This is a genomic window from Acinetobacter soli, from assembly GCF_018139125.1.
GTDB classification, from domain to species: domain Bacteria; phylum Pseudomonadota; class Gammaproteobacteria; order Pseudomonadales; family Moraxellaceae; genus Acinetobacter; species Acinetobacter soli.
Genome location: NZ_CP073241.1, coordinates 1402543 through 1415829 on the forward strand (window position 1 = coordinate 1402543; position 13287 = coordinate 1415829).

The 13287-nt window shown below is 42.9% G+C and carries 8 protein-coding genes and 1 CRISPR repeat array (1 of these 9 only partly in view); of the genes, 2 read left to right on the forward strand and 6 right to left on the reverse strand.

Features of this window, described 5'->3' with window-relative positions; all coding sequences use genetic code 11:
• Positions 1-26: 26 nt before the first annotated feature.
• Positions 27-4523: a translocation/assembly module TamB domain-containing protein gene (locus KCV09_RS06450; protein ID WP_151815568.1), complete on the reverse strand. Its 4497-nt coding sequence runs from the start codon at positions 4521-4523 to the stop codon at positions 27-29.
• A gap of 24 nt (positions 4524-4547) precedes the next feature.
• Positions 4548-7226, reverse strand: a complete 2679-nt coding sequence (locus KCV09_RS06455) for an autotransporter assembly complex protein TamA (RefSeq protein WP_212515697.1) — start codon at positions 7224-7226, stop codon at positions 4548-4550.
• A 169-nt stretch (positions 7227-7395) separates the two neighbouring features.
• On the opposite strand from KCV09_RS06455, the gene KCV09_RS06460 reads away from it, so the two are divergent.
• Both KCV09_RS06460 and coq7 read left to right on the forward strand, forming a co-directional pair.
• Complete coding sequence (locus tag KCV09_RS06460) at positions 7396-8718, forward strand: MFS transporter (RefSeq protein ID WP_004938840.1); 1323 nt, start codon at positions 7396-7398, stop codon at positions 8716-8718.
• Between the two features lie 4 nt (positions 8719-8722).
• Positions 8723-9358 carry a 2-polyprenyl-3-methyl-6-methoxy-1,4-benzoquinone monooxygenase gene (gene coq7 / locus KCV09_RS06465; protein WP_004938843.1) on the forward strand — a complete coding sequence of 212 codons (636 nt, stop codon included), beginning with the start codon at positions 8723-8725 and terminating at the stop codon, positions 9356-9358.
• A gap of 138 nt (positions 9359-9496) precedes the next feature.
• Here coq7 and KCV09_RS06470 read toward each other — a convergent pair whose 3' ends face one another.
• Genes KCV09_RS06470 through KCV09_RS06485 form a run of 4 tightly spaced genes read right to left on the reverse strand, consistent with a single transcriptional unit; the run spans position 9497 to position 12444 of the window.
• Positions 9497-9958 (reverse strand): 2-amino-4-hydroxy-6-hydroxymethyldihydropteridine diphosphokinase, encoded by a 462-nt coding sequence (locus KCV09_RS06470; RefSeq protein WP_212515698.1) that lies wholly within the window; start codon positions 9956-9958, stop codon positions 9497-9499.
• Positions 9915-10295 (reverse strand): dihydroneopterin aldolase, encoded by a 381-nt coding sequence (folB, locus tag KCV09_RS06475; protein WP_004938848.1) that lies wholly within the window; start codon positions 10293-10295, stop codon positions 9915-9917. Before folB ends, KCV09_RS06470 begins: the two co-directional genes overlap by 44 nt.
• A gap of 18 nt (positions 10296-10313) precedes the next feature.
• Complete coding sequence (locus KCV09_RS06480; protein WP_212515699.1) at positions 10314-11612, reverse strand: ABC1 kinase family protein; 1299 nt, start codon at positions 11610-11612, stop codon at positions 10314-10316.
• 46 nt (positions 11613-11658) lie between these two features.
• Positions 11659-12444 (reverse strand): HesA/MoeB/ThiF family protein, encoded by a 786-nt coding sequence (locus tag KCV09_RS06485; protein ID WP_151791487.1) that lies wholly within the window; start codon positions 12442-12444, stop codon positions 11659-11661.
• A gap of 231 nt (positions 12445-12675) precedes the next feature.
• Positions 12676-13287: direct repeats of the CRISPR family, unit length 28 nt; unit sequence CTTCACTACTGCACAGGTAGCTTAGAAA; it runs 77 nt beyond the window's last position.

Below are 13287 nucleotides of genomic sequence, written 5' to 3' on the forward strand. Positions count from 1 at the left end.
TTGAATTGCCCTTTTTTATTCTGCTATTAGAAGCGCCAGTTGTAGAAAATATCGAGCGATCGTTCCAGTGCCTGACTCGCTTCAAGGTATAAGCGCTTATTCACCTGATAACGCAAGGTCAGTTTATTGACTGGTGTAAATACGCCTACACCATATCGAATAAATAAATCTGGTGTGATGTAGCCCGTCAGGCTGACTTGGGTATCATCGCCTGTGCCTTGTGCGTCTAGAGCCAAACCGCTCAAACCGAAGGTCCGACCAATCTGATTCGTCAGTGCACGCGTTCCACCCAAGCCCATACTGATCCCTGCTGCTGCAATGGTATTGTTCACATCCGATTTAAAGCCGGCCGTATTACTTAAGCTACTACTTCCTTCATTGATTCGGCCTGTCACCAAGGCATTGAGTGCCTCTTGTTCAGACAACCCTGCATCGTTGTAAATCTGAATATTCGGTACCGAAGCTGTTCCCGTAACACGTACACCGACCGTACTGCCCTGCACGCTCTTATTGGCATCGACATCAAGGGTTGGGTTTGAAACAGGTCCATTAAAACGGGCAATTGCACGATTTAAATCTAGACTCTGCCCATAGGCTTCAATTTTAACTTTCTGACTCACCCCAATTGCCCCTGAGGCATTCATTGCAGTATCTAAACCGCGCTGGGTAAGGTTTAAACGACCCACCAATGGTATACGGCTATTAAAACCTTGGAAAATGACTTGATTGCCAATCGAAACGCCAATATCCGCACGAATTTGCCATGGTTTTGCCGCACGCAAAATCGCCAGCTGATCTTGGCCTTCACGCACCACGCGAACATCCGAAGAAACACCAACCACAGGTTCAGTCGCTTCAGGCATCGAAATTAATGCACGTGGTACATCGACTTTTCCTTGCACCGTTAAACGCTTACTTACAGGATACGCTTCCATCGAGATATCCGGTGTCACCAGTGCCGTAATCAATGGCGCCTGACGAACCAGTAAATTTTCACCTTTAAGATTTAACTTGATACGCGGATCATCTTTCCAGTCGATATCTCCGGTAAGGGTGCCCGCACCACGACCACTGTTAAACGCACCGTTAATACTTGCAGAATCTTGGCGAATAGATGAATACAACTGAATGTTAGTGAGATTGACAGGTAGCGAAATCATGCTGATTGCACCGTCTTTTAGTCGCATTTCTCCAGTTATTTGTGGCTGTGTCAGTGTTCCATTAACTTTACCCGCCAACGACAAGGTGCCTGCCATTGAGCGCACATCACTAATAAATGGTTTGAGTACTTTGAGTTGCACATTGTTAAATGCGACCTCACCCGACATCGGCATTGGTGTCTGATACGGATTAATGACAACTTTGGCATAGCCTGTACCGATTGCATCTGTTTGTACATCTAAACGCATCAGCAAACCTTGCGGAACACTTTTGGCAATCACACTTAACTGGTTATAGCTCAACGTCGATGCTGGATCTTGCGGATCAGACGCTGCCAAACCAATTTCACCATTACGCGTAACCAGCTGTGCATCGACTTGAGGCTTGCCGCCGTTGGCCCAATTGGCCTTGGCGTAACCATTGAGCTTACCAGTAATGGCCAGCCCATCTGGCATAAATGCGGCAAAGTCATTTAAGTCTAAGTTACGAGTTGCAAAGGATACATTACCACGCTGCTGACTCACCCGTAGCGGCTGATCAAAGCATAGCTGACTTTGCTGGCTGGCCCAGCAATGCTGCCCCACAAATAACTCTTGGCGAGCGCGATTAAAGATTACAGCCGCATTTTGCTGCTGTTTTAATACCGCACGACGAGAATCAAATACACCTTGCTGAATCTGGCCAAGCCAGTCATTTGAGGCATTAAAGCCACCCGCCAGCTGTACATAAAACTTAGAATAGTAATTCCAGCCTTGAAGTTGAACCAGATGTGCCTTACGCGTACCAGACAAGGTAATGCCTGCATACTGGATTTGACGCGTGCCACTTTGCAAATCATTTAATGTGGCTTTGAGTGATGTTGGAACGCTCTCAGATGTTGGTAATTCACCTTGAATCAGAATTTTTTTGATGCTGATGGTGTTCAGACCAAAATTATCTACAGCCAGATTCGCCGTCGCTTTAAGCCGTGGCTGCGCCTGTAGATTTAAATAACCGTAAGCACGACCACGCAGCGGCGCATAAATCTCATTGAGTGCAGGTGCATTTACTTTTAAACGTAAATTTTGTGCATTTCCTGAGGCTTGAACTTGGTTCTTCCCATAGGCTAAAAAGAGATTATTGGCTTCAAACTGCTGCGGTAATAAGCCTTTCTGATTTGCATTGATCACCAACGCAAGATTCCCCATTCCACGAACCAGTTTATTATTGATATAGCCCGCGAGATTAAGTTTTTCCAGATTGATACGTTTGCTTTGCTCAGACCACAGCCCTTGCGTCTTTAGATTACCCGATACTTCACCACGAACGCTCGAAACAAAATACTGTGGCTTGAATCGCACCAGAGAAGCATTGATATCCCAAGCAATTGCATTTTTTAGATTCACCAGCCCGCTGGCAAAAATTTTACCTGCGACACCATCGTGCTGAAGCTGTGCGATTTTGATCAATTCAGGCGTACCTGAAATATTAAATTTGAGTAACCCTTTGCCTTGATTCAGCGCATTTAAGCCGCCGTCATATTGAACAGCGAAGCCTTTAAAACCACCACCCGATTTTTCATCGTGAAAAACCATGGCAGCCGTACTGGCACCCGTCAGTTCAATCACATCATTTGGCCCAGAATTTGCCAAGTGTCCTTTTAAATCAATCGCATTAAGCTGAATAATCTGTTGGTTGGGTTTGGCATAGCCATTGGCTTTGACTTGTCCATTCAAACGATCGACAGGCGCAGCAGTCGAGATCGATTGCGGATTGAAGTCTTTTGCCGTTAGAAATGCATTCCATTTAAGCTGACGCTTTTCAGTTGGCAACTCAACTTTCGCTTGTCCACTTAAACTACCAGTTTGCGTGGCTTTGTAAGTAAATGCCGGTATATTTAAAATATTGTCTTTTAAATCTAGTCGTGCATCGTATTGACCAGGAGGCAACGTTGCCTGTTCATGTGCTTTAATGACTGTCGCAACATGAATGTCTTGTTTATTGTCAACTAACGCCAGATTAACTTGCCCGGAATCACTACTCAGCCAACCAATGTATGGCATGGCACGATCAATTTTACTCCATGAGATATCCAGCAATAACGGCTGTGGTTTTGCCTTGGCTTCTGCCTGATTCAGCTTAACCGACCACGCTTCGTATTTGTCAAAATCAAGATTGGCAGTGAGTGCCATTCCATTTTCAAGCGTTCCTTTCGAGCTAATATTGGCATCGAGTGAAGGCGGTAGAAAATCTTGAATCGCTTGCGGAATCACTTCATCTTTAGGATTTAATCGATTCAGACGACCATTCACATCCCATGTCACACGATCATCCCATCCCACATAACCGGCTAAATTGACAGATCCTTTCATGAGCTGACCATTGAAATCCTGAATGGTTAATCCATTGACCAGATCCGTTTGCATATTGGCAGTATATTGCCCTTCAGGGATGTTTTCGCCCTTTAAGTCTGTATCAAGCGTAAGGGCCAATGACTGGACATCCCCTTTAAATTTTACAACGCCATTTTTGGCAAAAAGCTTTTGCTCGACCAACAATGGAAGATGATAGTTCTTAAACTGAAGCTCACCAAACATTGGCACATGATCACGCACAGGATGCACCACGACCCATCCTGTAAGTAAATCTGGTGTATTGGTTGCAACACCTGCCTGAATCGTGTCTAAAGTCCCTTTGGCCGCCACTTTAATGGTTTTAATATTCAGGCTATTTAAGGACGGTAAACTCAGATCACCTGTAAGCGACAGCGGATATTTCCCGCTAAAGGTCATTTGGCCTGTGGCATTTTTCACCGCCAGATAACCCATATCGAATTCTGAATCTTCAAACTTTAACTCTGTGCCCGACCATAATGCATCTTTGAGATAGATATCATTAAAATCAACATGAGTTCCGCTGGTTTGAATACGCAAGTGATCCACATTGGCTTCATTCACACGCAAAATAAACGGCAGTTTGATTTCGCTAAACTTAAATGGTTCTCCGGTAGGCTTGGCATAGCTGATAATCTGCAAATTTTCCACATCAGCATGGCTTAAATGCACCTCTTTATTGATCAGTGCACGCCAACCCAGCCCAATATCGGCATGATCTATTTTTATATCGAGTTCTTTGAGTTTGACTAAGATATTACGCAGAATAATACCGTTGAGCAGATTTCCACCTTCGTATTCGTAGCGAATAATTTGCTGGCGTTCCATCACCCGATCAAGCAAAAATTTACTCCCACGGTCCGTCGATACCATGATGGTCAAGGCAGACACTAAAAACAGCAGAATAATGCCGAACGTAAATAAAACACTTCTTAAAATACGGCGTTTTTTTTCTGGTTTTTGAGCTGGTTGCTGTTCGAATTCACCCATAATGATCCTAGTACAAATTTTGTTTTAAAGTTGTGGGCCAATAAAGAAATGTAAACGAATCGGATGGTTTGGATCGGAAATTCCCGATGCCACATCGATACGAATTGGTCCAACAGGTGATTTCCAGCGAATCCCCACCCCTACACCATATTCTGTTGGTGTATTAAAATCTTTATCGTAAGCATTACCAAAGTCAGAGAATATCGCAGCTCGCCAACCCTCTTTGAACTGATAATTATATTCAAGTGATCCAACAGCCAAGGCTTGCCCACCCACCTTATAGCCAAATTCGAGTGGTGCAAGGCTCTTATAATCGAAGCCGCGTATGCTTTCATCTCCACCGGCAAAGTAGCGCAAATTGTATGGTACTTTCTCGAAGTCATTGGTGAAGATATAGCCTAAATCTGCTCGTCCGACAAATTGGTGATCGTCATTTTCACCTACTGAATAAATAGCACGCCAAGCGGCAGCTGGCATAATAATATTGGCATCTGAAATCAGGGCATCACTTGCCACCTGAAGCTTATAGGTTTGCTTAAAACCCTTGGTCGGATTGATATTGTTATTGCTACTGGTTTTAGAAACTGAATAGCCAAATAGCAAAGCTTGTTGATTTGGATCGGAACCAGGTACCTTAAATGCATCTGGTAGACTAGATTCATCAACCGTACCGCGCTGGTTAAGTGAATCTACGCGATAGCGAACGCCATAGGTTTGTTGCCAACCACCCAGTGGATTTTTGATAATACGCTCTGCACCAATCACAGCAGTCTGAGTTTCAAGAGTGACGTTTGGTCCAATATCATTGTCAAGTTCACGCTCAAACCCACCCACAATACTGATGTAATCATTGAGCGGATGTTTATAGGGAATGTTATAACGCACATCTACCGCTTGACGAATTTGCGAGACTTCCATGTTGGCATCGAATGAGTGGCCACGGCTATTTACGATCGCACGGCGATACTGACCACGCACTCGGAATCCCGTATCGGTTCCGTAACCAAAACCAGTTTCGATACTGTTTAAACGATCTGCATTGAGTGTCACAATCACAGGAATTTTCTTTTCTTCACGCGCTTTATTTTCAAGCTGATTACGCTCAGATTCTTGTTCTTTTTGCTCGCTACGCTGTAATCGTAATGCTCGATCTTGATTGTCAGACGCTTGTGTGCCGGCAAACTCTGCTTCATCTACAACATTTTGCGTCACTTCATTTGCAGACACAACTTTTTTACCCTGTTGAGGGCTTTGTTGTAACGTTTGTGATTGATTATCTTGATCCACCAAGGCCTGTAAATCTGGCGGCAACTCTAATGGCTTTTGAATCGGGTCTGGTTTAATTGTATCGACTAATGTGTAGTTAAAGTAACGGGAGTTGGTCAAGTTGTTGGCCAGTGCATTGACACGCCAGAAAGTGTAGTCGTCTCCCTCTTTCCAAGGTGTCATGCTGAGCAATACATCCATATCGAGGGGAATTTTCTTCGAAGGATCACTCATTCGAAATTCAACATTACCCAACTGATAACGCTCGCCTGTTTCATACTTTAAATTGATGTCGGCTGTATTTTGAGGTTGATTAACACGCACATCATGCAAGCGCCAATAACTATCAAAAAATCCGTTATCTGAGGCTACTGTCGCAATACGTGATTTTGTTTCTTCGTATTTACCGTGATTTAAAATATCACCCACGTCTTGTTCAGGAACAAGTCGAATCAATTGGAATTGAGGCAGCGATGCACCTGGGCCAGTGAAGTCGATATTTTGCTCTTCAATTTTAACTGGCTCATGCGGTATAACATTGACACGAACTTTGGAGTCGCTCAACTTTTCAAATTTAAACTCGGCATTGTAATATCCCACCGCCTGCGCAGCCTGATTCGATAAGTTACGAAGTTGCGGTAATGAGCTATTAAAATCTTGAAAAGCTTCTTGAGAATAACTCGATAACTTCGCCTTAATATTTGCAGCCAGCTCAGTTGGAGCACCTTTTACCTCTGCCGTAATACGAGGAATGGATTGTCCGCCAAGGTCTCGCTTTGGCTTAATTTTATCGATAATTCGTTTAAAGAATCCCTTTTTTTCTTCGGGTTGGCTGGCTTGTTGCAGACTGGTTCGTTCAAGCGTTTGACCAGTGGTATTGGCCTGAACATTAATCTGGCTATCCGAGCGGATTTGCTGCATCAGATTATCAACATTAACGGGAGCCTGATTAATCTGTGCCAGATCTTGCGATGGATTGGTCGTGGCAGATGTCGCTGAAGTCGGTGCTCTTGATGCAGTAGCCTGAGCTTCTGCTTTGGCTTGCTCTGCAACACGGTAAATTTCGTTGGCCATTGCCGAATCTACGGCAGTCGATGGTAAATTTTCAAGATCTTCAAACTCTATTGGTTTGAATTCTGCAATTGTTTTTGAAGATTGCGCTTGTTGTTGCAAGATTGCCAAACTATCCTGCTGGTTAGGTGCTGTTGTTGATACACTCGTGGCAACGTTATTAAGATCATTAGAGTCGATTGTAGGCTGAGTCTGCGATGAGCTCGATGCAGCAACAGATGGGTTTATTTCTTGAGCATAACTGGTCGACACCGTCAAACCCAATAACATGCTCGTGTAGATGAGTTTATTCAGGTCATGTACATTTAATATAAAACGTACAGACTGGGCAAGCGCGGACTGTTTAAATTTTTTGGTCGCAAGCATGTACAATGAACTCTAAACTTATTTTATTAATGGACTGCACAAATGTACCGATAATACTGATAAATCAATTGATTTTTCACTCGATCAACTACCGAAGTATCATACATGATTTTGAAGCAAACTTAACAAGGCAATGACACTTCTTAATAAAACGCAATGAAATATACACATGATGAAAAACAATGAACATCTCCTGAGCACTCGTCGTTTTTTGCCGATGTTTCTCACCCAGTTTTTTGGCGCATTGAATGACAATGTGTACAAACAATCCTTGTTGCTGGTCATAACCTATGGCTGGATCAGCCAGCAAAATGCCAGTGTGAGTACCTTAAACAATCTTGCTGCGTTATTGTTTATTTTGCCTTACTTTATTTTTTCTGCAACGGCTGGGCAAATTGCAGATAAATATGAGCGCGCTCAGTTGGTTAGAGCCATTAAGATTCTTGAAATTGTGATCATGCTAATCGGTATGGCAGGCTTCTTAACGGGTCATTTGTATTTACTGATGATTGCGCTTTTTATGATGGGCATTCACTCCACTTTTTTTGGGCCGATCAAATACGCAATATTACCAGAGATTTTAAAACCCAATGAACTCATGTCTGGAAATGCGCTGTTTCAGTCGGGCACTTCAATTGCAATTTTACTCGGTATGATTTTGGGCGGTGCAGTGATTGCGTCGTCAGATGGCAATTTACTATGGATCAGCCTGATGGTGGTCGGCATTGCCCTGATTGGGTACATTTGCAGTCGCTTCGTACTTAAACAAAAAGTATCTGCGCCTGACATTAAAATCGACTGGAATTTTTTTAGAACCAGTTTGCAAACCATTCGTTATGCCAAAAGTCTACCGCTGATTTTCACCATTTTGCTTGGAAACTCATGGTACTGGTTTTACGGTGCGACCTATCTTACCCAGATTCCCCAAATGACCCAACAAAACCTGCATGCTTCTGAAAATGTTGTGAGTCTTTTGCTCACCTTTTTTTCGGTAGGCATTGGGGTGGGATCATTGCTGTGCCGTAAAATTGGTGGGTCTGAGCTCAACATCAAGATGGTTCCGATTGGTGCAGTTGGCCTGACTGTATTTGCCTTTTATCTGGCTGCAAGTTTGTCGTTTGTTCCAGAACGAACCGGCGCCCTGCTTAGCCTAAAAGAGATATTCACCTCCGGACAAGTGTATTATCACGTCATGCTGGCTGTCACTTTACTGGGAATTAGCGGTGGATTTTATATTGTACCGCTCTATGCCATGATGCAAGCCTATTCTCCTCGCTCTCACCGCGCGCGCGTAGTGGCAGCCAATAATATTTTAAATGCCGCATTTATGGTGAGTTCTGCCATTTTTTCCATTGTCATCTTAAGTATTTTAAAAATAGACATTAAAATATTATTTATAATTACAGCCATATTCAGTGCAGTATTCACATTCTGGCTCTTACGTAAACTTCCACCCATGCTGCATAATGCTCAAGATACTTTAGAGGACTAATCCTATGCGTCAGTACAATGGTGTTGATCGACTCATTCAATCTTTTGATCAGGCGTTGCGCAGCTTAGTACCAGGCGCAACAGCTGCCCAGCGCAGCAATCCGGCAGACAACGCATCGACCCATTTAAGTGTCAGCGATGCACGCCATGTCGCAGGTTTGATGCGAGTTAACCATACTGGTGAGGTCTGCGCGCAAGCGCTGTATCATGGGCAGGCACTGACCGCAAAATTGCCAAATGTCCGTGATGAAATGAAACAAGCTGCGCTAGAAGAACAGGATCATTTGGCTTGGTGTGAAGACCGGCTTAAAGAACTAGACAGTCTGCCAAGTTTATTAAACCCAGTTTGGTATGGTCTTTCATTTGGTATGGGTGCTATTGCAGGAATTGCAGGCGACAAATATAGCTTAGGCTTTGTTGCCGAAACAGAACGTCAGGTAAGTCTGCATTTGCAAAGCCATCTAGACCAGCTACCTGCTCACGATGATCGATCTAAACGTATCTTAGAGCAAATGAATCAGGATGAACTACATCATCGCGAATCGGCACTTGAGGCTGGCGGTGTTGAATTGCCATTTGCAGTCAAAATTACCATGACTGCGATTTCCAAACTCATGACGACAACCAGTTATTATATTTAATTTGCATATCAAGCAATCGATTAAACGCCCCTTTAGTTCGTATTCATTCGTGCGATGCTAAAGGGAATCGATGTTAATCAAGCTTGATTTTTTATATTTAAATAGATGTTTGAAGATAAATAACAACTAAAAAATCGATCAATGCGTCGATGCGTAAAAATGATCAGTTTTAAAATCAACCACTGGAAAATTAGACACTTCAACCGCAAGGGCAGGATTTTGCCACAGCGTAGAAAGTGGAATTTTCACATCAAGTGCCAAAGGCATTTTTTTATGATTAAACTGCATTTGATCGAGCTGCTTACCCCATGCGATTAAGTCGATATCTAAACTGATCTGGTGTGAAGGTCGGATACGCCCCGCTTGTGCCTCTAAATGCTTAAGCTCGACTTCAATCTCGGCAGATGTCTTGTTTGAGATGAGCAAACAGGCCGAATTCCAATAATCTTGACCGACACCATCTCGGCATGGAATGAGATAAACATCTGAAAACTGCACCTCACCCCACGACTGAATCACCCGATAAGCCTGCGCGAAATGCTGCTCTGGCAGATGATTACTCGCCAGTGCGAGCGCAAAAATGTTTTCGTTGGCGTTCAAGGCGAATTCCTACCGACTGAGCTTCTGCAATAATCGCAGGTTTACGAATGGTAATAATGATAGATTCAATCGTGGGAAAAGTCTCAAACAATTTTTTTAAGACCAGATGGGCGGCATGCTCAATCAGTTTAGGCTGAGCATGCTCGATTGCATGTGCAGCCAATTCACAAATCAATGCATAGTTAAGCGTATCATCTAGCTCATCAGATTGTGCTGCCCGTTGCAGATCGTTATGAATGGTCAAATCGAGTAACAAAGGTTGCTTGATTTGACGCTCCCAATTAAAACAGCCCACGACGGTATTGACCTTTAGGCCTTCAATAACAATGGCATCCATAACGAACAAACTCGACACTTAATGCTTTAACAACGATTGTGGCTCCATAGTTTGAACCATTTTCAAACGCTGGTCTGCATAAATATCGGTATAAGGTGCAAGGATGCGCATAAACCGATCAAAATACAGCATTTGTTTAAATAGAAGCGCAAAGTCACGCGGAAATTTAATGCCGTGACGCTCACCCACCGCCACCACATCCAGCATGATGTCGTTTAAATCAGAAGGTTTCGACGCGAGAATATCTTGTGGATCGGCAAGTAATACACCACTAAATAGTCGTTCAAGATCTTGCGCGAGCACCGTCGTATCGACTTGAGTATCGGTCATGCCCATTTTGAGCATATTTTCAGCCATGGCCGTATAGTCGGTTTTTTGTAAGGCATCCATAAAAGCCAGACATGCTGTCCAGACTTGTGGGTTGAGTTGACCTACAATACCAAAATCGATAAACCCGATACGTCCATCTTCAAGCAGCATCAAATTCCCTGCATGTAAATCGGCATGAAAGCTTTTGCATAGCATCAAGCTACCAAACCACGTGTTCATGGCAGTAATCAGCACTTGCGAAGGATCTTTAGAGTATTGTTTTACAACATCAAAATCCGTAAGTGAAACGCCGTATAAGCGCTCCATGGTCAACACGCGACGCGTCGAGAATTGATGATAAACTTTTGGGGCAGTTGCGGCTTGATTGTTGGTGAGTTTGAGATAAGCAGTAAAGTCATCTAGGTTTTGCGCTTCTTCGATAAAATCGACTTCACGAATCATTCGAATTTTGATTTCTTCAACAATGTCAGATAGCGATGCAAACTTCACCTTAGGAATTGCACGTTCAAACATACGTGTCGCCCAATGCACCACATTGAGATCGGTATACAAGATGGTTTCAACACCCGGTTTTTGTACTTTAATGACCACGTCTTCACCAGTGATCAGCTTGGCAGCATGAACCTGCGCAATAGATGCCGAAGCAAGCGGTTTTTCATCAATCGATGCAAAAATTTGCCCTAAATCGCGCCCCTCGAACTCGCTGTCGAGTACACCTTGAATATAGCTAAAAGGGAGCGTTGGCGTTTGATCTAGGCACCCTTGAAACTCTTCGACATACTCACGAGGAAATAACGATGGCGTACTGGCAATAAACTGACCTAATTTAATATACGTCGACCCTAGTGATTCAAAGGTTTCACGCATCAATTTTGCATTACTCGGCTTTTCAACTGCATATTTATAGCCAGCTTTGGCTGCAAAAAAAGCGGTTTTGCCAATTCGTGCAACCGAGCGTAGTCCATCAAACAGAATATTTTTTTTCATATGATTCAATGTTATTTAACTCATTGGACAGTGTATCAAACTGAGTTTAGTTTACAGACAAACTTGCCTGACAAGTGGAACAATTTGTATCTTTTTCAAAATGTAAAATACGCTGTTTCATACTGAGTCCATCCCAAAGCAATAACTTTTCTTTGAGTGGGCTTTTGTCTAACCCCAGATATAGCAGCGCATGATGCGCCTGAAGTGAGGCCATGACTACGGGTGTGGTAGCGAGCACTCCTGAATCTGCGCAGCGTAAGCCTTCATCTGCCATTTGCTCTTTTGGAAACAAGCATTCGTAGCAGGCCGAATCCGCATCGACCATAAAGAGCTGACCTTGAAAACCAATTGCAGATGCACTAATTAATGGTATTGCATTTTTTTTACATGCTGCATTCACAACATAACGCGTTGTAAAATTATCACAACCGTCTAATACCAAATCTTGCTGTCGAACGAACTCATCGGCATTGCTTTGGTCAAGCTTACCCACATAAAACTCTACACGGATATGCGGATTGATTTGCATCAGACGTTTTGCCAAAGTATCGGATTTAAACTGCCCAATATCGGCAGGTGTAAATGCGATTTGACGTTGCAAATTACTGGTTTCAATGGTGTCTGCATCAATCAGCGTGATTTTGCCTACGCCTGCTCGAGCCAGTAGCTCTGCTGTTGTACAACCGATTCCACCCGCGCCTACTATCAAAACATTGGCGAACTTTAGTTTTTCTTGAGCATCTAGATCCCATCCATCGAGTAAAATTTGTCTGCTATATAAATGCATTTCGGCATCATTTAGCTCTAAATCCAGATTGTCCTGATCGTTCACTCGTGATTATCCCAATTTATCAATACCAAATTCATCACCATGATTATAAAGACAAGCTTACGTTGTGAGATGTTTTATTTTGACAAAAGTAAACTTTTACCCCAATATTTTACTTACTCTTTAACAGTTAAATAAAATCAAAGACTTATTTAGAGCTAAAATAAAATAGGTATTTTTATTTTATTTACTTTAGTATATTGTTTTTAATATATATTTTTATATTTTATTACTCTTCACTACTGCACAGGTAGCTTAGAAAAGTTTGTTGCACATCATATCTGATTTATATTTCTTCACTACTGCACAGGTAGCTTAGAAAAGACGACACTACAGAAACAGATCAGCCTGAAACTTCACTACTGCACAGGTAGCTTAGAAAGAAAAATATGTACCGTTACCCCAGGCAGAAGGCTTCACTACTGCACAGGTAGCTTAGAAAAGAAGGCGAAAGTTTTGCAGTGTAAGACCATACTTCACTACTGCACAGGTAGCTTAGAAAAATACAAGCTAATACAGATAACTCATCTTTTTCTTCACTACTGCACAGGTAGCTTAGAAAATCGGCATTTGTTGTTGTGACTGTTACTGAACCTTCACTACCGCACAGGTAGCTTAGAAAACACGCAATTTCCAATTCGTTTGCCCAAACGTCTTCACTACCGCACAGGTAGCTTAGAAAAAGAAGTTATTGTGCTGATCAGCATCTTCTCTCTTCACTACCGCACAGGTAGCTTAGAAAACTGTAAAAGACTCCATTGTTAAAGTTGCTTACTTCACTACCGCACAGGTAGCTTAGAAAACATATAGCCTTGCATCTGCCAGTCATAGCCTGCTTCACTACCG

Coding starts and splice junctions, on each gene's coding strand:
- KCV09_RS06480 (WP_212515699.1), bottom strand. CDS start 11,612: ATGAAAAAAAATATTCTGTTTGATGGACTACGCTCGGTTGCACGAATT.
- KCV09_RS06460 (WP_004938840.1), top strand. CDS start 7,396: ATGATGAAAAACAATGAACATCTCCTGAGCACTCGTCGTTTTTTGCCG.
- folB (WP_004938848.1), bottom strand. CDS start 10,295: ATGGATGCCATTGTTATTGAAGGCCTAAAGGTCAATACCGTCGTGGGC.
- KCV09_RS06450 (WP_151815568.1), bottom strand. CDS start 4,523: ATGGGTGAATTCGAACAGCAACCAGCTCAAAAACCAGAAAAAAAACGC.
- KCV09_RS06455 (WP_212515697.1), bottom strand. CDS start 7,226: ATGCTTGCGACCAAAAAATTTAAACAGTCCGCGCTTGCCCAGTCTGTA.
- coq7 (WP_004938843.1), top strand. CDS start 8,723: ATGCGTCAGTACAATGGTGTTGATCGACTCATTCAATCTTTTGATCAG.